At 65.0% G+C, this 21,447-nt stretch carries 16 protein-coding genes and 2 tRNA genes; 14 read left to right on the plus strand and 4 right to left on the minus strand.

The window, feature by feature from the left end; genetic code table 11:
- Nucleotides 1-257: 257 nt before the first annotated feature.
- From ACQ4W7_RS21375 to ACQ4W7_RS21385, 3 genes are all read left to right on the plus strand, one after another.
- A complete protein-coding gene (locus tag ACQ4W7_RS21375; protein WP_436533065.1) occupies nt 258-3,278 on the plus strand; it encodes a PAS domain-containing protein in 3,021 nt (1,006 codons plus the stop codon).
- 67 nt (nt 3,279-3,345) lie between these two features.
- Complete coding sequence (locus ACQ4W7_RS21380; RefSeq protein ID WP_436533067.1) at nt 3,346-4,572, plus strand: exonuclease SbcCD subunit D C-terminal domain-containing protein; 1,227 nt, start codon at nt 3,346-3,348, stop codon at nt 4,570-4,572.
- Nucleotides 4,573-4,588: 16 nt separating this feature from the next.
- Nucleotides 4,589-8,374: an AAA family ATPase gene (locus ACQ4W7_RS21385; RefSeq protein ID WP_436533069.1), complete on the plus strand. Its 3,786-nt coding sequence runs from the start codon at nt 4,589-4,591 to the stop codon at nt 8,372-8,374.
- Here the strand turns inward: ACQ4W7_RS21385 and ACQ4W7_RS21390 are convergent.
- Nucleotides 8,371-8,538, minus strand: coding sequence for a hypothetical protein (locus tag ACQ4W7_RS21390; RefSeq protein ID WP_436533071.1), 168 nt, complete (start codon nt 8,536-8,538; stop codon nt 8,371-8,373). The genes ACQ4W7_RS21385 and ACQ4W7_RS21390 overlap by 4 nt on opposite strands.
- Nucleotides 8,539-8,716: 178 nt before the next feature.
- On the opposite strand from ACQ4W7_RS21390, the gene ACQ4W7_RS21395 reads away from it, so the two are divergent.
- The 5 genes from ACQ4W7_RS21395 to ACQ4W7_RS21415 all read left to right on the plus strand — a co-directional run bounded on the left by ACQ4W7_RS21395 (nt 8,717) and on the right by ACQ4W7_RS21415 (nt 11,465).
- Complete coding sequence (locus ACQ4W7_RS21395; RefSeq protein ID WP_436533073.1) at nt 8,717-8,926, plus strand: hypothetical protein; 210 nt, start codon at nt 8,717-8,719, stop codon at nt 8,924-8,926.
- Nucleotides 8,927-8,986: 60 nt separating this feature from the next.
- On the plus strand, nt 8,987-9,862 hold the full coding sequence (locus tag ACQ4W7_RS21400; protein ID WP_436533075.1) for a hypothetical protein: 876 nt from the start codon (nt 8,987-8,989) through the stop codon (nt 9,860-9,862).
- Between the two features lie 58 nt (nt 9,863-9,920).
- Nucleotides 9,921-11,099 carry a methyltransferase gene (locus ACQ4W7_RS21405; protein ID WP_436533077.1) on the plus strand — a complete coding sequence of 393 codons (1,179 nt, stop codon included), beginning with the start codon at nt 9,921-9,923 and terminating at the stop codon, nt 11,097-11,099.
- A gap of 68 nt (nt 11,100-11,167) precedes the next feature.
- Nucleotides 11,168-11,244: transfer RNA gene (locus tag ACQ4W7_RS21410), tRNA-Met, on the plus strand.
- Nucleotides 11,245-11,388: 144 nt separating this feature from the next.
- Nucleotides 11,389-11,465 (plus strand) — tRNA-Met (locus ACQ4W7_RS21415).
- An 83-nt stretch (nt 11,466-11,548) separates the two neighbouring features.
- Here the strand turns inward: ACQ4W7_RS21415 and ACQ4W7_RS21420 are convergent.
- Nucleotides 11,549-12,115, minus strand: a complete 567-nt coding sequence (locus tag ACQ4W7_RS21420; RefSeq protein WP_436533079.1) for a hypothetical protein — start codon at nt 12,113-12,115, stop codon at nt 11,549-11,551.
- A gap of 320 nt (nt 12,116-12,435) precedes the next feature.
- Between ACQ4W7_RS21420 and ACQ4W7_RS21425 the strand changes: the two genes are divergently transcribed.
- The 6 genes from ACQ4W7_RS21425 (at nt 12,436) to dbpA (ending at nt 20,333) form a co-directional block, all read left to right on the plus strand.
- Entirely contained in the window at nt 12,436-12,954 is a 519-nt protein-coding gene (locus tag ACQ4W7_RS21425; protein ID WP_436533081.1) for a sigma-70 family RNA polymerase sigma factor, read from the plus strand.
- A gap of 1 nt (nt 12,955) precedes the next feature.
- A complete protein-coding gene (locus ACQ4W7_RS21430; protein WP_436533083.1) occupies nt 12,956-13,963 on the plus strand; it encodes a FecR domain-containing protein in 1,008 nt (335 codons plus the stop codon).
- A 153-nt stretch (nt 13,964-14,116) separates the two neighbouring features.
- Nucleotides 14,117-16,573, plus strand: a complete 2,457-nt coding sequence (locus ACQ4W7_RS21435; protein WP_436533085.1) for a TonB-dependent siderophore receptor — start codon at nt 14,117-14,119, stop codon at nt 16,571-16,573.
- 123 nt (nt 16,574-16,696) lie between these two features.
- Nucleotides 16,697-18,361 carry an acid phosphatase gene (locus ACQ4W7_RS21440; protein WP_436533087.1) on the plus strand — a complete coding sequence of 555 codons (1,665 nt, stop codon included), beginning with the start codon at nt 16,697-16,699 and terminating at the stop codon, nt 18,359-18,361.
- 205 nt (nt 18,362-18,566) lie between these two features.
- Nucleotides 18,567-18,803, plus strand: coding sequence for a hypothetical protein (locus ACQ4W7_RS21445; RefSeq protein ID WP_426072292.1), 237 nt, complete (start codon nt 18,567-18,569; stop codon nt 18,801-18,803).
- A gap of 105 nt (nt 18,804-18,908) precedes the next feature.
- Entirely contained in the window at nt 18,909-20,333 is a 1,425-nt protein-coding gene (dbpA, locus tag ACQ4W7_RS21450; RefSeq protein ID WP_426072293.1) for an ATP-dependent RNA helicase DbpA, read from the plus strand.
- Here dbpA and ACQ4W7_RS21455 read toward each other — a convergent pair.
- Both ACQ4W7_RS21455 and ACQ4W7_RS21460 read right to left on the minus strand, forming a co-directional pair.
- Nucleotides 20,320-20,871 (minus strand): hypothetical protein, encoded by a 552-nt coding sequence (locus ACQ4W7_RS21455; protein ID WP_436533089.1) that lies wholly within the window; start codon nt 20,869-20,871, stop codon nt 20,320-20,322. The two genes, dbpA and ACQ4W7_RS21455, sit on opposite strands and share 14 nt — an antisense overlap.
- A complete protein-coding gene (locus ACQ4W7_RS21460) occupies nt 20,864-21,442 on the minus strand; it encodes a hypothetical protein (RefSeq protein ID WP_436533091.1) in 579 nt (192 codons plus the stop codon). The genes ACQ4W7_RS21455 and ACQ4W7_RS21460 overlap by 8 nt, the downstream gene beginning before the upstream one ends.
- Nucleotides 21,443-21,447: the final 5 nt, after the last annotated feature.

Consider the following 21,447-nt stretch of genomic DNA (forward strand, 5'->3'; position numbering starts at 1 on the left):
AGCACTCATTTTAATGAGGATGGGGGCACAATTGTACTTTTTCTGCCACGCCGCCAGCCAGTGTCGCCGCCGGCGTGCTTTTTTTAGCGTGCGCGGCACCACAGATACTTGATTTAACGCAAAATAAGCCTAGCGACAGACCGCGAACAGACGATGGAAGCGGCGGCAACAGGGTTACGCGCAAGGCAGCCGATTTCGGCTATCATGCGCGCCACGCCGCCCCTCCCCTTTTCCATGAATATAGCCTGCAAGCGCCCGTGATAGCGATAACGAGACCCCTGCAACGCCTTGCCCGCCGCCTGTACCGACTCAGCTTGGTGCCCCTGTTTGCGCTCATATTGCTGCTGGCGCTGTGGGCGGCCGTCTTTTACCAGGTGGGCCAGGAGCGCGCCAGCGCCGTGCGCGATGCCGTGGCCGTCAGCCAGTCGCTGGCGCGCACCCTGGCCGACCATACCAGTTTCACCCTGCGCCAGACCGACCATGCCACCCAGTTGTTCAAGCTCAAATACGAGGAGTCAAGCGGCGGCCTGCGCCTGAATGAATTCACGCGCCGCCAGGGCCTGCTCGACAGCGTGCTGCCATCGAAGCTGGCACTGCCGATCGCGCTGGCCGACGCGCAGGGCAATGTGATCGACAGCGCCAACGCGTATTTGCCGGAAAATCTGGCCAAGCAGGCATTTTTCAGGGCGCTGGCCGCCAATTCATCCGACACGGCCCTGGTCGACACGCCGATGCTCGACGCAGACAGCAAGCACTGGACCATCCGCCTGGCGCGCCGCCTGAACGATGGACAGGGCCGCTTCGCCGGCGCCATCATTATCCTCGTCGACCCCACTTATTTTATCGACGATTACGACCGCCTGGATCTCGATGAGCATGGCGCCCTGATGCTGGTGGCACGCGACAGCGGCCTGACGGTCGGGCGCATCGGCGAGCAATTGATCCTCAGCGACCGCATCGACTTCCGCATGCCCGGACCGCCCCAGCATGCCGCCGAAGAACTGCTGATCGAACCGCCCATCGACGCGACGTCACGCATCTACAGCTACCGCGAGCTGCCGCGCTACCCGCTGCTGGCCGTGGTGGGCGTGAGCCGTGCCGTCGCCCTGACGCGCTTCGAACACCGCCGCCTGGTGTATATCGGCACGCTGCTCGCTGCCAGCGTGCTCATTGCCGGCTTTACGACTCTGCTGACGCGCCAGAGCGCACGCCTGCGCCGCAGCATCCGCCAGGCCAAGGAAACGCAAGCCTTGCTGCGCGCAGCGCATCAGGGCAGCCTCGACGCTGTGCTGCTGCTGAAGGCTTGGCGCCCCGCGCCGGACAAGCCGGTGGAAGATTTCATTTTCGCCGACGTCAACGAGCGGGCCGCCGACATGTTGGGCAAGCCACGCTCCGAACTGCTGGGCCAGCGTGTGCTGCCGCGGGTGCCGCTGCTGCGCGGCGAGCGTTTTTTCAAGCGCTTCGTGCGGGTGATGGAAACGGGCCAGCCGCTGGAAGATGAATTCGAGCTGACGCTGGCCTCGGGCGGCACACGCTGGCTGCGCCACCAGGTGGTGCCCATCACCGACGGCGTGGCCGTCACCTCGCGCGACATCAGCGCGCGCAAGCACGACGAACTGGCGCTGCAGGATAACCGCAGCTTCCTGCAGTCGCTGATCGACCATTTGCCCGTGCTGGTCTACGTGAAAAGCGCACGCCCGGAGAATTTCGGCCAGATGGAAGTGTGGAACAAGGCGGCCGAGGATATTACCGGCCACCTGGCCGCCGACGTCATCGGCAAGACCGATTGCCAGGCCTTCCCACCCGACTTCGGCCTGCACGATGCCGAAGACGACCGCGCCATCCTGGCCGAGCGCGGCGTCGTCGACCATATGGAAAAACCGTTGCGACTGCAAGATGGCAGCCTGCGCTACCTGCGCGCCGTCTCCGTGCCCGTGTTCGACGAGCGCCAGCAGATCGAACATATCCTGTGCATCGCCGAAGATATCTCGCAGCGCCGCCAGCAGGAGCTGGAACTGCGCCAGAAACAGGCCGAGCTGGCCGCTGTCAACGATGCCTCGCCACTCGGCCTGGTGCGCCTGGACCGCCAGCGCCGCTGCACCTACGTCAACCGCACCTTCGAATCGATTACGGGCCTGCCGCGCGCCGCCGCCCTGGGCGCCGGCTGGACCAGCGCCGTGCACCCAGACGACTATCCGCTGATGCATGTAGCGCTGGAACAGCTCATGCGCAGCCACACGCCGTTCCAGTCCACCTTGCGCTGCCTGCAACGCGACGGCAGGCTGGTCTGGGTCTCCGTGAAGATCGCTCCCATCCTCATCGACGGCCAGATCGAAGGCTACGTGGGCAGCCTGGACGACATCACCACCTTGCGCGAATCGGAAGTGGCGCTGCTGGAAAGCGAAGCGCGCCTGCGCACCATTGCCGACACCTTGCCGGCCATGATCGCGTATATCGACGCCGACCAGGTCTACCGCTTCCTGAATATCGCCTATGAGCGCGAATTCGGCCTGACGGGCCGGCAGGCGCTGGGCAGCAGCGTGCGCGATACGGTGGGCGAGGCGCGCTACCGCACGGTGGCGCCATATATCGAACGCGTGCTGGCGGGCGAAACCCTGAGCTTCGAGGAAGAAGATGACAAGGACGGCATCGAGCGCTGCATGGAAGTGATCTACATTCCGCAGCTCGGCGAAGACAAGCTTCAGGTGGCGGGTTTTCACGTGATGCGCCAGGATATCACCGTGCAAAAGCGCGAAAAACAGCGCTTGCTGAAACTGGCCCAGGTCGATGCGCTGACCGGCTTGTCGAACCGCGCCGGCTTCCAGCAAAAACTCAGCGACGCCATGCACGCGAGCCGCCAGCAACAGCACCTGATGGCCGTCATGTACATGGATATCGACCGTTTCAAGCCTGTCAACGACACGCATGGCCACGGCACCGGCGACGCCCTGCTGCGCGCCTTCGCCCAGCGTCTGACGCAGACCATGCGCGTCACCGACATCATCGCCCGCCTGGGCGGCGACGAATTCACCATCATCATGGAACAGATCAGCAGGCCCGACGACGCGGCACTGCTGGCGGAAAAGATCGTCGCCTTCATGCAGCAGCCGTTCGAACTCGATGGCATCACCGTGCGCATTTCCGCCAGCATCGGCCTGGCCTTCTACCGCGACGAAGATATTTCCCCCGCCGTGCTGCTGCAGCGCGCCGACGTGCTGCTGTACCAGGCCAAGCAGGATGGCAGGAACACTTATCGCGCGGGTGCCGCAGTGCTTTGATCCAGCCGCTGGCGCCTGGCGCCATACCTGCTATATTGGCGCCTGTCTTCCCTACCCTTGCCACACCATGCGCCTGCTGCACACTTCCGACTGGCATCTGGGCCAGACCCTGCACAATTTTGAAAGGGGCTACGAACACCAGCGCTTCCTCGACTGGCTGCTCGACACGCTCGTGACCGAACACGTCGACGTGCTGCTGGTGGCGGGCGACGTGTTCGACAACGCCAACCCGTCGGCCGCCTCGCAAAAGCAGTTGTACGTGTTCCTGCAGCAGGCGCGCGCGCGCCTGCCCGCACTGCAACTGCTCGTCGTCGCCGGCAACCACGATTCGGCCGGACGGCTCGAAGCGCCCGGCCCCTTGCTGGCCGCGCATGGCACGCACGTCATCGGCCATTTGCTGCGCGATGAGGATGGCGAGATCGACCTGGAACGCTTGCTGCTGCCCTTGTCGGGCGCCGATGGCCAGGTGCAGGCCTGGTGCCTGGCCGTGCCTTTCCTGCGCCCCGGCGACGTGCCGAAGCTGCCGGCTGGCGATACCCAGGATGCCTACCTGGGCGGCATCGCCCTGTTGTACCGCCAACTGGCGGACCTGGCGCTGGCGCGCCGCCAGCCCGGGCAAGCCATCCTTGCCATGGGCCATTGCCACATGGTGGGCGGCGAAATGTCGAACGATTCCGAACGCCGCATCGTCATCGGCGGCACCGAGATGCTGCCATCGGGGATCTTCGACGCATCCATCGCGTATGCGGCGCTGGGCCACCTGCACAAGGCGCAGGCCGTGGGCGGCCAGGAACATATCCGCTACTGCGGCAGCCCGATTCCCCTGTCCTTCGCCGAAGTGAACTACCGCCACCAGGTGCTGTGCCTCGATATCGACGGCGAGCAGTTACGCGAAGTACGCGCCATCGAAGTGCCGCGCGCCGTTCCCCTGCTGCGCGTACCGGCAACGCCGGCACCGATAGACGAGGTGCTGGCGCAGCTGGCCGCCCTCGACGTGCCCGATGCGCCCACGGAAGCGCAGCCCTTCCTGGAAGTGCGCGTGCGCCTCGATGCGCCGGAACCGGGCCTGCGCACGCGCATCGAAACGGCGCTCGACGGCAAGCGCGTGCGCCTGGCGAAGATCGAAACATCGAGCGCCGCGCGCAGCAGTGCGCCCGAGAACATGACGCTCGATCAATTAGGCCAGCTGCAGCCGGACGACATCTTGCGCCGCCTGTACCTGCAGAAATACGGCCGGCCCGCGCCGCCCGAACTCCTCTCGGCCCTGGCCGAACTGCTGCTGCCCGGCGCCTGACTGTACCGGAAAATCCATGAAAATCCTGAAAATCAGCGGTAAGAACCTGGCTTCGCTGGCCGGCGAATTTGAAGTCGACTTCCAGCAAGAGCCGCTGGCGTCTTCCGGCCTGTTCGCCATCAGCGGCCCTACGGGCGCGGGCAAGAGCACTCTGCTCGACGCGCTCTGCCTGGCCCTGTACGACGCCACGCCGCGCCTGCTGAAGGTGCTGGGCCGGGGCAGCGCCCTGCCCGACGTGGGCAAGGAAACGGTCAATGCCCAGGATACGCGCACACTGCTGCGCCGCGGCACGCCGGACGGTTACGCGCAAGTCGATTTCGTCGGCAACGACGGCGCAAGCTACCGCGCGCGCTGGAGCGTGCGCCGCTCGCGCACGCGGGCCGAAGGGGCGCTGCAAGCGACCGCCATGAGCTTGCATCAGTTGCCCGCGCTGCAACCCATCGGCGGCACCAAGACGGAAGTCAAGGACGAGATCGAAAAACGCATCGGTCTGTCCTTCGACCAGTTTACGCGCGCCGTGCTGCTGGCGCAAAACGAATTCTCCACCTTCCTCAAGACGGAAGACAATGAACGGGGCGAATTGCTGGAAACCCTGACGGGCAGCAGCATCTATACCGATATTTCCGTGCGCGCCTTCGAGCGGGCGAAAAAGGAAAAACAGGCGCTCGAACGCCTGGGCGAAAAACTGGCCGACCAGCGCCCCTTGTCGCCGCAAGAACGCACCGAGACCGAGGCGCTGTGCAGTGCGGCCGAGACCACGCTGCAACACCTCGACTTGCGCAAGGCCGTGCTGGAACTGCAGCAGCGCTGGCACCAGGAGACGCACAAGCTGCAAACCCAGGTGACTGCCGCGCAAGAGGCGCTGGGTAGCGCGGTCTTTGAGCGCGCCGCCGCGGAAGAACGCCGCACGGCGCTGGCGCAGTGGGAATTGCTGCAACCGGCGCGACCCCTCATCGACGACGTGACGCGCCTGGCGGGCGACATCGCCAGCACCGGCGCCGCGCTGGAAGCGTCGCGCGTGCAGGCGGCGTACGCCGTCACCGCCGAAGCGCAACTGGCGCAGGCATTGCTGCTGGCGACAGCCGCCTTGCATGCTAGGGAGGCGGCGCAGCGCGATGCGGCGCCCCTGCTCGATCAAGCCAAGGCGCTCGATGCCGGCATCCTGGCGCAACTGCCCGCGCATGGCCAGGCAAGGCAAGCCGCGCAAGGCGCCGACCAGGCCAACGAGTCGGCCCGCAACGCGCTGCAGGCACTGCAGCAGCGCCAGCACGCCATGCAGGCGGAACAGGACACGGGCCGCCTGTGGCTGGCATCGCGCCAACACTGGCAGGCGCTGGCCACGTCATGGCAATTGTCGGACCAGTTGTTCGCCCAGGCCGGCCAGGCCGCTGCGCAAGCCGATGCGGCCGACGCCAAGGTGGCCACATCGGCGCAACTGGTGCGCCACGCCAGCGATTCTATGCGTGAAGAGCACACCGCGCTGGCCGCTGCCGCATCGGCGCTGGCCGCGCGCGATGCCGAGCGGCGCGCAGCGGCTGGGGCCGTGCAAGCCATCGATGGACAGCTGTTGCAGCAACAGCGCGGCCAGCTGGAAGAGCATGCGCGCCAGTTGAATGCGGCGGAAAAGACATGGACGGAGCTGGCGCGCAAGCAACAGGAGCTGGCGCGCGGACAAACCCGGGCCGCGCAACTGGCCCAGGCAGTGCAGACGGAAAACACGGCGCTGGCGGCGCAAGCCGCCCGGACGGCGCTGCTGGAAGCGAGCTTGGCGCAGGCGGAAAAATCCTTGAAGGGTGCCGAAGCGGCATGCGCGGCCAGCGTCGAACAGCTGCGCGCGACCTTGCAGGACGCGCAGCCCTGCCCCGTCTGCGGCGCGCTCGAGCACCCGTATATCCACGCTGGCCACGCTGGCCACGCTGGCCAAGCCGACAACGCCTTGCACGCAATGCTGGCCAGCTTGCAGGATGAAGTGCTGGCTTGCCGCACGCAGGCGCGCAGCAATCTGGACCAGCTGGCCACGCACAGGGCGGCGCTGGCTGGCTATGCGCGCGAACAGGCACAAATAGAAGCCGAACTGGCGGCCCTGCCGCCCGCCATCGCCACCCTGGAGGCGCAGTGGCAGCCGCATGGCGCCATCTTGCAACTGCCGCCAGAATCCCGGCGCGCGGACTGGTTCACGCAACAATTGACAGCCAATGTGGCCGGCTTGCAGGCGCTGGCGCAGCAGGAGGCGGCGTTGCGCCAGGCCAGCGCGCGCCGCGAGCAGGCGCAGGCGGCGCACGAACTGGCCGGCGCCGAACACGCGCGCCTGACGGCCGCCGTCGCCGAGACGCAAACACGGCTGGCGCAGTTGCAGGCGCAGCAGACGGCCAGCAAGGACAAGGCAGAGACGTCGCGCAGCGCCCTCGATGGCTTGCTGGCGCAGCTCGATGCCGCCTTTGCCGACACGGATGGCGCCGAAGACTGGAAAGATGGCTGGCGCGCCGGCCCTGCCGCCTTCCGCGCGGCGCGCGAAACGGAAAGCCGGCAATGGCTGAAGCAGCAGGCAGAGCAGGACAGCCGCCTCCACGCGCTGGCGACCCTGGCCGCGCAACTGGACACAGCCAATGCTGCCGCGCACACGACACAGCAGCTGGCACTGGAAGCGCATGCGGCATACGCCACCCTGGATGCGCAGTTGAAGGCGCTGCAAGCGCAGCGCGCGGCGCTGTGGGATGGCCAGCCCGTGGCCGAAGTGGAAGGTGCGCTGGCCGGCGCCATCGCGCGTGCCAAAGATCAGCTGGCGCAGCAGCAAACGGCGGCGCAGTCGGCCAGCCAGGCGCGCGCGCGCCTCGATGAAGCGTGCGCGCAAACGGCCCTGCGCCTGGATACCTTGCGCCAGCAAGACAACGCGGCGGCGGCAGCGCTGGAGGACTGGCTGCGCCGCTTCCAGCTGGCCCATCCGGCCCATGCGCCCGCCGACATGCCCGGCTTGCGCGCGCATCTGGCCATCGCGCCGGAAGCCATGCGCGCCGAACGCGATGCCCTGCAAGTGATCGCCGACGGCCATACGGCGGCGCTCTCCGTGCTGGCCGAGCGCCGGCAACAGCATGCGGACCACCTGGAGCAGCCACCGGAAGCACTGGAAACGGACGTGGCCGCGCTGCAAGGCGCGCTCGACGCGCTTGGCGCGGAACGCCTGGCGGCCAACCAGGAAGCGACGCGCTTACGCCTGGCTATCGCGCAGGACGACGCCAGGCGCCACAGCGCGCAATCGATGCTGGCGCAAATCGAGGCGCAAGCCGTCATCGAGCGGCGCTGGGCCAGCCTGAATGAATTGATCGGCTCGGCCGACGGCAAGAAATTTCGCAACTATGCGCAGCAATTCACGCTGGAAGTGCTGCTTGGCTATGCCAACGCGCATCTGGCCCACCTGGCGCGCCGCTATCAGCTGGAACGCATCGATAACCCAAACAATCCATCGCTGGGCTTGATGGTGCGCGACCAGGACATGGGCGGCGAGCTGCGTTCCGTGCACTCGCTGTCGGGTGGCGAATCGTTCCTCGTCTCGCTGGCCCTGGCGTTGGGCCTGGCCTCGCTGTCCTCGAACCGGGTGCGCGTGGAATCGCTGTTCATCGACGAGGGCTTCGGCAGCCTGGACACGGAAACCCTGCGCGTGGCCATGGATGCGCTCGACGGCTTGCAAGCGATGGGCCGCAAGGTGGGCGTCATCTCGCATGTGCAGGAAATGACGGAACGCATCGCCACCCGCATCCTCGTGCAGCCGGGGTCCGGCGGCAAGAGCGTGGTGACGGTGCGCTAGCGTGGCACAGGTTCGCGGCCCAGCCGGAGCAAATCCCAGCCCAGTTCGCGGCGGATCTGCTCGGGGTCGGGCGGCGGCCGGCGCTGTTCCAGCTCCGCTTTCAACCACTTCCTGACCAGTTCCTTGGCGGGCTGTACAGGCTTTTCCTTGTCATGCTTGTCCATGGTGCTACCTCTTCAATGGCGGTCAGACGACCTCCTATATACGTTCAACGTCATGGCGCGGATTCAGTTGACCTGCGCGTGGCGCAGATGCAACAACGTGTAACGATGGCCGGAGTGCGTTAAAATCGCCGCCTTCGCGCAAGCACCGCCTACGCCCCGCAACAGTTCAAGGAAACCCATGAAAGCCGCCCGCAGCCTCACCTTCAAGTGCGTAAAATGTCACAAATCCATGCAGGTCTACCTGCAAAAAGTCTCCGCCTGCTCGCATATCCAGCCCTACCAGGGCATTTGCGCATGCGGCGAACTCAAGCGCCACGCCACGGGCCAGGCCGATGCCGTCAAGTCCTACCTGGCATCGGCTGACGGTAGCTGGTCGCACCACCACTAATGGTTAAAGTACGGGGAGATATTGCCGTTAATTCGCATATCTTCCCCATTTGAACCGACCATGTCCCAGCTTCCCGCCCTCGCTCCTCCCCTCGGCCCCGGCTCGCGCCAGCCTGCCGCCACACCCCTGGCAGGGCAAGCGCCGCAAAAAGCGGGCGTTGGCACGGCCGGCCTGGCCGCTTCGTCCTTGATGCAGCGCACCGCACAAGACGTGGTGGCCTTGTCGAAAAATGGCCTGGACCTGTCGGCCAAGGGGCTGGAACAGCGCACGGACGCGCTGGGCAACGCCACCATCGACGTGGCGCAGGATTTCCTTTCCAGCATGACGCGCCAGCTGTTTGGCGACGGTGCCAGCATCACTTTCGATTCGGTCGGCCTGCAGGCCGGCTCCAGCTTCAGCAGCGGTAGCGCCAGCGTCTCGGGCGCTGGCGGCAGCCGCCGCGCGGCCGCCTTCAGTCTCGATGAAAACGCGCATTTCATCGGCAAGGGCAAGATCACCACGGCCGATGGGCAAACCTTCGACTTCGAAGTGGAAGTGCAATATCAATCGAACATCAGCGCGGGCGCATTGACGCAAACGCAAGACGATGCGCAGGAAGTCCCACCATCCGATGACGCCGCGCCGCCCGCCAAAGAGTTGCCCGCCACGGCCTTTGCCGGCAATCTGCACGACCTGTTCAAGCTGCTCGACCAGCAATTGCACAGCAGTATATTCAGTCAGCAATCCGACGGCGCCAGCGCCAGCGGCAAGGATGGCGATCTGGCGGGCAACCTGAGCTTGCGTTTGCTCAAGCTGCTGCAGCCTGACCATGCCGCCGAGTCCGCCGAGGCCGGCAAGAAAGCTACGGAGTCCACGCCGGAAGAGCAGGCGCGCGCCCGTGCGCTGGCACTCGCCTATGGCACGGACACCGCAGACAGCACGGCCAGCGACGTATAATGGAAGACGGCCTGCGCAGGCGACCATGCCGCGCGCCCCCTTCTATCGATTGAATCCCATGTCCGACACTTCTTCACCTACCGTTCATCCGCAGATCCACTGGAGCGAAAACGGCGCCGAGCATTCGGCCCGCTGGCGCTCGGAAAGCGGCATGCCGCCGCCCAAGCGCGTCGTCATCGCCGATGACCGCACGACGGCAGATCAGGCTTACCGCCTGGCCTGCGAAGGCACGGCCATGCTGTGGCGCGGCGACTTCCAGAACGCGCGCCAGCTGCTGCAGGCGCTGGCGCGGCGCGCCGACCACAAGAACGACAAACCGAGCAAAAAAGCCAAGGCCTCCAAGCTGGCGCAACCCGAACCATCCGCCACGCAAGCCTTCCATCTGCACCGCCAGGCCCAGTCGCAACGCGCCCGCACCCTGGCCATGCTGCTGCTGCCTTTCGATGCCGACTACACGATCCCGCTGCGCCGCGCGCCGGACGTGAAACTGGCTTGCAATGAAGCGTATGGCCGCGGCGAAGAGCCGTTCGTCGCCTCGCTGCGCGAGCTGCTGGGCCTGATCGGCGCGCACGAATGGCGCCGCACGGGCGTGGAACTGCCGGCCCTGGGCCAGCGCATCCACCCCCATTACGGCGTATTCGCGCCCATCCGCGGCGAATACGTGGGCCTGGTGGCTGACGCGCCGCTGCCCCCGCGCGCCAGCCTGGCCTTCGACATCGGCACCGGCACGGGCGTGCTGGCCGCCGTGCTGGCGCAGCGCGGCATCGAACGCATCGTCGCCACCGACCAGGACCCGCGCGCCCTGTCCTGCGCGCGCGAAAACCTGGCCCGCCTCGACTTGCTCGACAAAGTCGACGTGGTGCAGGCCGACTTATTCCCCGCCGGCCGCGCGCCGCTGGTCGTGTGCAATCCGCCGTGGCTGCCCGCACGTCCCAGCTCGCCCATCGAGTACGCCGTCTACGATCCGGACAGCCGCATGCTGCGCGGTTTCCTCGCCGGCCTGGCCGACCATCTGGAACCAAACGGCGAAGGCTGGCTGATCCTGTCCGACCTGGCCGAGCATCTGGACCTGCGGCCGCGCGCGCAATTGCTCGAATGGATAGCGCAAGCGGGCTTGAAAGTCATCGACCGCCTGGACGTGAAACCCACGCACCCGCGCGCGCAGGATGCCACGGACAGCCTGCATGCGGCCCGTTCGAAGGAAATCACGTCGCTGTGGCGCCTGGCCGCAGCCTGATACCAGACTAAATTAATGGCCTGATGCAAGGCCATTGCGCATTGCAGCAAACCCCGCTATAATTCGCCTGCGGGGTGGAGCAGTCTGGCAGCTCGTCGGGCTCATAACCCGAAGGTCACAGGTTCAAATCCTGTCCCCGCAACCAGATATATGAAAGCCGCTGATTCTTGCAAAGGAATCAGCGGCTTTTTCCGTTGCGTCGCAGTATGTCAATGACCATCTTGCAAGCCAAATACCCTCTATTTGCATCCGCTCTTTCGCAATGCAGCAAACTCGGTTATAATTCGCCTGCGGGGTGGAGCAGTCTGGCAGCTCGTCGGGCTCATAACCCGAAGGTCACAGGTTCAAATCCTGTCCCCGCAACCAATACATAAAAACCGCTGCCTCCTGCAAGGGATTCAGCGGTTTTTTCATTCCAGGCCTGGCCTGGCCTGGCCTGCCCCATACTTTTACGCGCTGACGCTGGCCCTGATCTGCCTGGCTGCGGCATGCAGGCTGGCCGCCACTCTTTCCAGCTTGTCGGCTCCCGCCGTTTCGGCCAGCGCGGCAAACGCGCTGATATGAAAGGTGGCCACCATCGCCGGCGAGACATCGAGCTCCAGCGCGGTCTTGCTCAGTTCAGTCGACGCCTCGAGGTAAGGCTCGCTGCCCGCCTCGAAGGCTTGCTTCGTTTCCAGCAATTCCTGACCACCTTCCGCCTTGGCCAGGCAATCGTCGACCTTTTGCTGGAAAGCCGGCAAGGTCTCGCGCGCCGGCCCGGGCTCAGGCGCTGCCTCCGGTTCCGGCTCCGCTGGCGCAGGAGCGGCATGCGCCGGCTTGCCCGCCGTCGGCATGTCGCGCAAAGTCAGCCAGCGTTCGACGGCGAGAAAATCAGCAAACGGCTGCTCCACCTTGGGATTCATCAGCCAGACCTCGCCCGTGCGCCAGTCGATCCGGGCGCCGCGCTCATTTCTCGCCAACAAAATATCCTTGCCGCCATCGGCATTCGACACCCGGCCGATGTCGAGCCAGTTCATCAATTCTGCCTGGCGCGACATCGCGTTGACCCGATGAAAAAAGGCCAACCATAAAAATCTGGCGACCAAAAGAACCAGGGCACCGCCAACCATCCACATCATTTTGCGCTCCGCACCACATCGACAACCCGCATTTTCTCACATGAAAGCTTGCGCCAAGGAAACTTTTACATCTGCCGTGCGGCAGCGCAAAGCTACGGCCGCGCGCGGCCCAGGCGCGCAGTCGCATTTCAGCAACGCCACGTTTTCCTGATTGCCTGGCGCGCAGCGCTGCGCTATCATGAGAACAATTCTCATTTAGATTAAGCCATCCTGTACGCATGCCGTCCGCCCCTTCCCCGTCGTCCGACTTCCAGGCCCTGTATGCCGAGCACCACGCGTGGTTGCTGCACTGGCTGAAGCGTCGCCTGCACGATGCGGGGCTGGCGGGCGACCTGGCACAAGATACCTTCATCAAGATTTTCCTTGCGCGCAGCAGTGCCGGGATCGTGCAGCCACGCCCCTTCCTGGTCACCATCGCCAAGCGCCTGCTGGCCAATCACTGCCGGCGCGCAGAGCTCGAACGGGCCTACCTCGACGCCCTGCGGCACCAGCCGCAAGCCTGCGCGCCCTCGCCGGAAGCGATGTCCATCCTGCTTGAATCGCTGCAGCTGATCGACCGCGCGCTGGACCAGCTTTCAACCAAGGCCAGGGCCGCCTTCCTGCTGGCCCACCTGGACGGCATGAGCTACGCCGAGATCGCCGCCGAACTGGGCACCACCACGCATTGCGTCAAAAAATACCTGAGCAAGGCCAATCTGCTGTGCTTTTTTGCCGTGCCCGATTTTGCCGCCGCCTGACATGCGCGCCGCCACCGTCTATGCACTGGGCCAGCCCATCGACCTGGCCATCGCCATGCAGGCCGCCGAATGGCTGGCCACTCTGATGAGTGGTGCAACCACGCCGGCGGAAAAAGCGGCCTGGCAAACGTGGCGCCAGGCGCACCCCGACCATGAACGAGCGTGGAAACACATCGAAAGCGCCAGCGGCGGCCTGCGGCAACTCGATGCCCAAGCCAGCCGCAAGGCGCTGCTGCCAAGTCCCATCTCGCGTTCTATCTCGCGGCGCAACAGCCTGCAGCTGCTGGCGTGGATCTCCACCATCGGCATCACGGGCTGGTTCGGCGCGCGCTCGTCCTACGCGCCCGACTTTGCCCGCGCCGCGCTGGCCGACCTGTCCACCAGCGTGGGCGAACGCCGCGAGCTGATCCTGTCCGACGGCAGCCGTTTGCATTTGAACAGCGGCAGCGCCGTGAACATCCGCTACACGGGCACGCAGCGCCTGTTGCAACTGGTGCAGGGCGAAGTCTTCATCGCCACCGCCCGCGAAACGGGCCTGCCCTACCGCCCTTTCATCGTCGACACCGCGCAAGGCCACGCGCAGGCGCTCGGCACGCGCTACTCGGTGCGCCAGGCGGACGGCAGCACCCTGGTTGCCGTCGAAGAAGGCGCCGTGCGGCTGACACCGCGCCATGGCGACGGCAACCGCGTGATCCAGGCGGGCCAGGGCGGCGGCATGACGGCGCAAAAAATCCTGCCCGCGCACGCCGTCTCGCCCGACATCTGGGCCTGGCGCCAGGGCTTGCTGCTGGCCGACGCCATGCCGCTGCGCGACTTCCTGAATGAATTGAGCCGCTACCGCCACGGCTTGCTGGGCTGCGACGACGCTGTCGCCAATCTGCGCCTGTCCGGCGTCTTCCCGCTGGCCGACCTGGACGCCGTGCTGCTGTCGCTGCCCGACTCCCTGCCCGTCGACGTGCGCCTGCGCACGCGCTACTGGGTGCAGGTGGAAGCGCGCCAGCAGCGCTGAGCATTTATTTTGAGTCCACCGCAAATAAAAAGTACCCGTTTCGGTTTCTCGCGTGACCTGTGTAGGCAACGTTCTTTTTGACGACTACACCACAAGGTAACCATGTCTCCAGTTTTATCTTCCCGATCCCGGCCGCGCCCACGGCGCACGCGCATGGCGCATGCCCTCCAATTCGTCTTCATCGGTTCGGCCCTGCTCCTGAACGCCCAGGTGCCAGCCCTGGCGCAGGAAAGCGCCGCAGCGCCAGCGGCCAACCAGGATTTCCAGGTGCCGGCCGGCGACCTGGCAGCGGCGCTGCGCCAGGTCGCCAGCCAGTCCAGGGTCATCCTCAGTTTTACGCCGGAACAGACGCGCGGCAAGACTTCCTCTGGCCTCACGGGCCGCCACGACGTGCTGGCGGCCCTGAACGGCGTGCTGCGCGACACGGGCCTGAAGGTCGAGCGCAGCGCCAACGGCAGCTATGTGCTGCGCCCGGCCAATACGGCGGCGGGCGGCGAAGCGCTGTCGATGATGCCGGAAGTGTCGGTCAAGGCGCGGCAGGATGCGACGGAAGGCTCGGGTGCGTATGTTTCCACCCTGCCGATCGCCACGGCCACGCCGCTGGGCCTGTCGATTCGGGAAACGCCGCAGTCGGTCAGCGTCATTACGCAGCAGCGCATGCAGGACCAGGGCTTGAGCACCATCGCACAAGTGATGGCGCAAACGCCGGGCATCACCCTGTTCTCGCTGGGCAGCGAGCGCACGGGCTTTACTTCGCGCGGCTATTCGATCACCAATTACCAGCTCGATGGTGTCAGCACGCATTCGGAAAACCTGGGCCTCAATGCCATCCCGTCGCAAAGCCTGGCCGACATGGCGCTGTATGACCGCATCGAAGTGCTGCGCGGCGCCTCGGGCCTGATGACGGGCGCAGGCGATGCCTCGGGCGCCATCAATATGCTGCGCAAAAAGCCGACGCCGCAGTTCCAGGCATCCGTCGAGGGCGAGCTGGGTTCCTACGATGAACGGCGCATCCTGGCCGACGTTGCAGGCCCGCTCAACGAAGCGCGCACGGTGCGCGGCCGCCTGGTGACGGTGTACGAGGAAGGCGACAGCATCGTCGACGGCTACAGCCGCGACAAGAAAGTGGTCTACGGCGTGGTCGAGGCGGACCTGTCCGCCGATACGAGGCTGACAGCCGGCGTCACGCACCAGCGCAAGCGCTCGAACGGATCCCTGTCCTACCTGGGCTTTCCCCTGTTCTACAGCAACGGCGCCATGACGGACCTGCCCCGCTCTTTCAGCCCGGCGGCCACGTCGAATCGCTTCGACACCAATTCGACCGACCTATTCGTCACCGTGGAACATGCGCTGGCAAACGACTGGAAGCTGAAAATCTCGGCCAACCGCGTGCAGTCGTCGCAGGAAGAGCGCGCCGTCTACCTGAACGTGAGCGACGGCTTCGCCAACCAAGCCACGGGCGATGGCCTGCGCTTGAGCGCCGATTACCGCGATTACCAGCTTCAGATCAACAGCGTGGACATCAATGTGCGCGGCCCCTTCAGCGCGTTCGGCCGCCAGCACGAACTGGTGCTGGGCATGGACTACAGCGAATTTCAAAGCACGACGGATGGCCGCTTCGACAAGAGCATCCAGCGCACGCCCGCCAACCTGTACCGCTGGAATCGCACGGCCACACCCGTGTTTGGCGATACCTTCGTCACCTACGACAGCACGCGCCGCCAGGCTAGCGCGTATGCCGCCACGCGCTTCAATCTCTCCGAGCGCCTGAAATTGATCGCCGGCGCGAAGGTGCTGCGCTACAGCGAGAATTACATCTCGGACGCGCCTTCCGTGCCATTTTATAGCGCGTCGCCTGCCTCGGAAAGCCGCGTCTTCACGCCGTATGGCGGCCTGGTGTTCGACATCGACGGCACGCACAGCGCCTACGCCAGTTATTCCACCATCTATCAGCCGCAAGCATTACAAGACCGCTACGGCAAGCTGCTGGCGCCGCGCGAGGGCAAGACCTTTGAAGCGGGCATCAAGAGCGGCTGGCTCGATGGCCGTCTGAACACGGCTGCCGCGCTGTACCAGATCCGCCAGAGCAACCTGGCCGAATCGGACCCGGGCTACACCGTGCCCGGCACCCAAAATTCCGCCAACCGCACCATCAAGGGCGCCAAAACCCAGGGTGTGGACCTGGAAGCGACGGGCGCCCTCACCCCAAGCTGGAACATCTCGGGCTCGTGGTCGTACAGCCAGACGGAAAACAATGCCGGCAAGGCCATCCTGACCACCTTCCCACGCCACCTGGTGAAGCTGTGGACCACTTATCGGCTGCCTGGCGAGCTGAATCGCCTGACGGTGGGCGGCGGCATGAACTGGCAGAGCCGCGTGTATTCCGACATCGACGCCTGGCAGATCAACAGCACCCTGCACTGGAAACAGAAAGCGTATTCGGTGGCCAGCCTGATGGCGCGCTACGACGTCAACGACAAGCTGTCTGCCACCGTGAACGTGGCCAACCTGTTCGACAAGCAGTACACGGCGTCCGTATCGGACTGGTGGTACTCGGGCATGTATGGCCCGGCGCGCAAGGTGGCGTTGACCGTGCGGTATCAGTTCTAGCGCCAGGGCTGGGCTGAATGTTTCATATCGGCACAGGGCCGGTGATACAATTTTCCCGCTTCACGGGCGTTGCCGGCCATTGCCGCCAACGCCCGTGCCCATAGAGACACCCAAGGAGAATGTGTGAAGGACCTCGCCCCCGCCCTGCCAGCCGATCCGGCCGACCAACCCGCCAATCCCTCGCGCCGGCGCATTTTTCAGGCCGCTTCCGCAGTCGGCCTGGCCGCCAGCCTGCCGGCGCTGGCCGATGCCGCGCCCGCCAAGAAAACCATCGCCAAGGGTTCGCTCGACGCGAAACTGAAAGCGCATGTCAGGAACGTGGTGGTGATCTACCTGGAAAACCGCAGCTTCAACAACCTGTTCGCCAACTTCCCCGGCACCAGCGCGCCCCTGTCCGCCGTCACGGCCGAACAGGTGCAGCAGCTGGACCGCGACGGCAAGCCGCTGGCCACCCTGCCGAAAATCTGGGGCGGCCTGGTGCCAAACCAGCAAAATATCGGCGGCATCGATTACCTGATCAAGGAAGAGCAGATTTCCGGCCTGCCCAACGCGCCCTACAAACTGAGCGACGCGGCCGGCAAGCCACTGCCCGAGAGCATCATCACGCGCGACCTGGTACACCGCTTCTATAACAACCAGATGCAGATCAACGGCGGCAAGAACGACGGCTTTGCCGCGTGGGCCGACAGCGGCGGCCTGGTGATGGGCCACTACGGCGAAACGTCGAAAAACCTGAACCTGTGGCAGATCGCCGAACAGTACACCCTGTGCGACAACTTCTTCATGGCGGCTTTCGGCGGCTCTTACATGAACCACCAGTTCCTCGTCACGGGGCGCGCCAACGAATACTTCAACGCGTTTGATACGGCGGCGAAGAAAAAGATCGCCGTGCTGTCCGACGGCCCGCAAGGCGTGCGCCTGGCGATCTCGCCCGAATGCCCCGCCTCCGCACTGGACGGCAAGCCGAAGTACGTGAACGACGGCGCCCTCACGCCGGACGGCTACGCCGTCAACACCATGGCGCCGCCATACCAGCCCAGCTATGTCCGCCCCGCCTTTGACGGCGATCCGCTGCATGCCGACCCGGCGGACGCGAATACCCTGCCGCCGCAAACCTACGACACCATCGGCGACCTGCTGTCGCGCAAGGGCGTCAGCTGGGCGTGGTATGGCGGCGGCTGGCAAGCGGCGCTCGATCAGAAGGGCGGCGGCAGCAAGCCGAACTTCCAGTTCCACCACCAGCCGCTGAACTACTTCAAGCAGTTCGCGCCTGGCACTGCCGCGCGCGCCGAGCACCTGCGCGATGGCGGCACGGGCGACAGCCCGATTTCAAACAAATTCCTGGCCGCCGCGGTGGCGGGCAAGCTGCCCGCCGTGACCTTCTACAAACCGCAAGGGAACCTGAACCTGCACGCCGGCTACTCGGATATCGAGTCGGGCGACCAGCACGTTGCCAACATCATCCAGCATCTGAAGGAATCGCCGCAGTGGAAAGACATGATCGTGGTGATCACGTTCGATGAAAACGGCGGCTGGTGGGATCACGTGGCGCCGCCAAAAGGCGATCGCTGGGGGCCGGGCACGCGCATTCCCGCCATCGTCGTCTCGCCCTACGCGAAGAAAGGCGCCGTCGACCACAGTTTCTACGACACCACGTCTATCCTGCGCCTGATCACGCGCCTGCACGACTTGCCGCTGCTCGAAGGTCTGAAAGTGCGCAACGACGCATTCGCGGCGCGCGGCGCGCTGCCACCGGGTGACTTGACTGGCGCCTTGAGCTTCCGCTAAGCCTCCCACAATGCGGCATGCCTGTGATACACTGCGTGCCGCACTTTAATCCACAGGTCTGCTTTTCCTGCCGGTGATATTCACAATGAGCCCGACTCCTGTAGCCGGGCTTTTGTTTTGTGGATGAAGTTAAAGCGTATGGACATAGGCGGACAGCATGTTGCCCGCCCCTTGGCCGTCGCAGGCCAAGGACAGAGGTTATCAAATGAGAGATAAAAAAGACAACGCCACCATCGACTTGCCCGGTTTCGGCCCGCTGCCAGCGCACGAGGCGCCAGCGCCGGCGCCGGAGCCACAGCGCCGCGCGCGCGCGCGCAAGTTGGCTTTGAAGCAGGTGCAGCTCGAATTGCTGGAGCCGACCGATGCCACCGGCCTGCCCGTATGGACGCGCGACGCCGGCCTTGACCTCACCGGTTTGCCCATCTGGGCGCCCGATAATTAATACAACACGCGGGCGGCCGTTTGCCGCCGGCTTCCACACCACCGCACAAGGGCGTAAGCCTGTAGACTGTGCCCATCCACCCGCTTTTTACCGGCTCCGCCCCCTATGAACACCACCTCCGCCACCACTTCTTTTTCCAGCCTGCCGCTGACGCCCGCCTTTTTGGCCAATCTGGATTCGCTCGGCTACCACGAGATGACCACCATCCAGGCACAAAGCCTGCCGGCGGTACTCGATGGCCGCGACCTGATCGCCCAGGCCAAGACGGGCAGCGGCAAGACGGCCGCCTTCGGCATCGGCATCCTGCACAAGCTCAATCCGGCCTGGTTTGCCGTGCAAGGCCTGGTGCTGTGCCCCACGCGCGAACTGGCCGACCAGGTGGCCAATGAACTGCGCCGCCTGGCCCGCGCGGCCGGCAACATCAAGATCCTGACCCTGACGGGCGGCGCGCCGATGCGCCCGCAAATCGCCTCGTTGGAACACGGCGCCCATATCGTGGTGGGCACGCCGGGCCGCATGCGCGACCATCTGGGCCGCGGCACCATCAACCTGAATCACGTACAAACGCTGGTGCTCGATGAAGCGGACCGCATGACGGACATGGGCTTTTACGAGGAAATCGCCGGCATCGTCAGCGCCTGCCCGGCGCGCCGCCAGACCTTGCTGTTCTCAGCCACGTATCCGGAAGACATCCGCCGTGCCACGGCATCGTTCCTCGTCAATCCCCTGGAAGTAACGGTCGAGGCGCAGCACGACAACGACAAGATTGAACAGCGCTTCTATGAAATCGGCTTCGACGAACGCAATAGCGCCGTCGGCAAGCTATTGAAACACTTCAAGCCGGAATCCACGCTGGCTTTCTGCAACACCAAGGTGCATTGCCGCGAACTGGCTGAAGAATTGCGCCAGCAAGGCTTTTCCGCGCTGGCACTGTACGGCGAGCTGGAACAGCGCGAGCGCGATGAAATCCTGGTGCTGTTCGCCAACCGCAGCTGCTCCGTGCTGGTCGCCACCGACGTCGCCGCGCGCGGGCTCGATATTTCCGACCTGGGCGCCGTGATCAACGTCGACGTCTCGAAAGACACGGAAGTACATATCCACCGCATCGGCCGCACGGGCCGCGGCAGCAAGAAGGGCCTGGCCCTGTCGCTGTGCGCGCCGAACGAGAAAAAATGGGTCAAGCTGATCGAGCAGTACCAGAACAGCGCCGCCGAATGGCACGACCTGAAGGAACTGGCTGAAGATGACGGGATCGAGGCGCTGCCGGCGCCGATGGTCACCTTGTGCATCATGGGCGGCAAGAAGGACAAGCTGCGCCCGGGCGACTTGCTGGGCGCGCTGACGGGCGATGCGGGCCTGACCAAGGAGCAAGTGGGCAAGATCAACGTATTCGAGTTCATGACCTACGTGGCACTCGACCGCAAGGTCGCCGAAGCAGCCTTCAAGCGCCTCAACGCCGGTAACTCCTTGGGCCGCGACTTTGGCAACATCAAAGGCCGCAGCTTCAAGATGCGCTTTATCGAGGCGTAAGCTGCTGCAATGCACGCAGGGCCGCCATGGCCCTGCGTCCCGGGTAATCTTCCCACACGGGATAATGCCCGCGGTAGTAGCAGCTCCAGTAACTGATGCTGCGCCGCTCCAGGGTAGCCACATACGCGGGGTTTTCCCGCAGATAGCGCGCCAGCGCCGCTCCATTCCAGTCCGGCAGCGCCGCGCCAATCACCTCGACAATCTCCAGCACGTATTCGCCGCACAGGTGCACGACGAACGGCACCGTCCACGCACGCTCCTGCAGCAGCAACTGTCTTAAACAGGCTTCGCGCAGATGACCGTCATGATGGCGCGTGCCCAGGCACAGGGCAATCACGCCCGCGTCGCCTGCCAGCTGGGTGCAGGCCAACAGCTGCTCGCGCTGGTAATAGGTGCGCACGGGAATGCGCAGCAGGCGGCCATCCTGATGCACTTCAAACGGTGCCGACGGCGCGTGCAGCTGGCTTGCGGACAGCGCGGGCAGCAGCCGCGCCAAGGTGCCCGCCAATGCCGCCGGAAAGACCTCAGTTTCAGTCATCGGCAGCGTCCCGGCAGATTTTGCGCACGCCCAGCGCAGGTCGATCCATCTTTTCAAAGATCACATTCGAATACCATTCGGCGGAATCGCCTGCGGCGGGCTTGCCCAGCGAGATATAGTAGCCGCCATGCGCAAACAGGGCCGTGGTTTCCTTGCCCGGCCTGGCGGCCTGCAGGAAGGCCGGATAAGCCGCCTTGTCGAGCCGGCTAAAATGCGCGGCCAGCAGCGCCAGCAAGCGCGCGTGCGAGTCCGGCGCATACGGAAACAGGTACAGATACTCGACCAGTTCACCGCCATCCGCCAGGCGCGTGACGGCGGCCGTCGCCGCCTCCACGCTCTCCTTGTCAACGCCAAAGCGGCACAGCACCCCACCGCTGTAGGCAAAATCGATGATGGTTTTCGGCGCGCACGCCTGTAGCTCGCGCTCGATGCCGACGGGCGGCAAGGCGCGCAGCTGAGCCAGCAGCGCCTCGCCCGACGTGGCCAGGGCGGGAAAGCCGGGACACTCGCTGGCCGCCTGGGCAGACGAGAAGGCAAGACAGCAACTCAATAACAACACGCTACGCTTCACGGCAT

This window comes from Janthinobacterium algoris (genome assembly GCF_051380935.1).
Classification (GTDB): Bacteria; Pseudomonadota; Gammaproteobacteria; order Burkholderiales; family Burkholderiaceae_D; genus Janthinobacterium.

Bases quoted from the DNA above. Each gene is read 5' to 3' on its own strand.
- ACQ4W7_RS21395 (WP_436533073.1), top strand. From the start codon at position 8,717: ATGAAAGCCGCCCGCAGCCTCACCTTCAAGTGCGTAAAATGTCACAAA.
- ACQ4W7_RS21425 (WP_436533081.1), top strand. From the start codon at position 12,436: ATGCCGTCCGCCCCTTCCCCGTCGTCCGACTTCCAGGCCCTGTATGCC.
- ACQ4W7_RS21435 (WP_436533085.1), top strand. From the start codon at position 14,117: ATGGCGCATGCCCTCCAATTCGTCTTCATCGGTTCGGCCCTGCTCCTG.
- ACQ4W7_RS21385 (WP_436533069.1), top strand. From the start codon at position 4,589: ATGAAAATCCTGAAAATCAGCGGTAAGAACCTGGCTTCGCTGGCCGGC.
- ACQ4W7_RS21380 (WP_436533067.1), top strand. From the start codon at position 3,346: ATGCGCCTGCTGCACACTTCCGACTGGCATCTGGGCCAGACCCTGCAC.
- dbpA (WP_426072293.1), top strand. From the start codon at position 18,909: ATGAACACCACCTCCGCCACCACTTCTTTTTCCAGCCTGCCGCTGACG.
- ACQ4W7_RS21400 (WP_436533075.1), top strand. From the start codon at position 8,987: ATGTCCCAGCTTCCCGCCCTCGCTCCTCCCCTCGGCCCCGGCTCGCGC.
- ACQ4W7_RS21445 (WP_426072292.1), top strand. From the start codon at position 18,567: ATGAGAGATAAAAAAGACAACGCCACCATCGACTTGCCCGGTTTCGGC.
- ACQ4W7_RS21390 (WP_436533071.1), bottom strand. From the start codon at position 8,538: ATGGACAAGCATGACAAGGAAAAGCCTGTACAGCCCGCCAAGGAACTG.
- ACQ4W7_RS21455 (WP_436533089.1), bottom strand. From the start codon at position 20,871: ATGACTGAAACTGAGGTCTTTCCGGCGGCATTGGCGGGCACCTTGGCG.
- ACQ4W7_RS21420 (WP_436533079.1), bottom strand. From the start codon at position 12,115: ATGAACTGGCTCGACATCGGCCGGGTGTCGAATGCCGATGGCGGCAAG.
- ACQ4W7_RS21405 (WP_436533077.1), top strand. From the start codon at position 9,921: ATGTCCGACACTTCTTCACCTACCGTTCATCCGCAGATCCACTGGAGC.
- ACQ4W7_RS21430 (WP_436533083.1), top strand. From the start codon at position 12,956: ATGCGCGCCGCCACCGTCTATGCACTGGGCCAGCCCATCGACCTGGCC.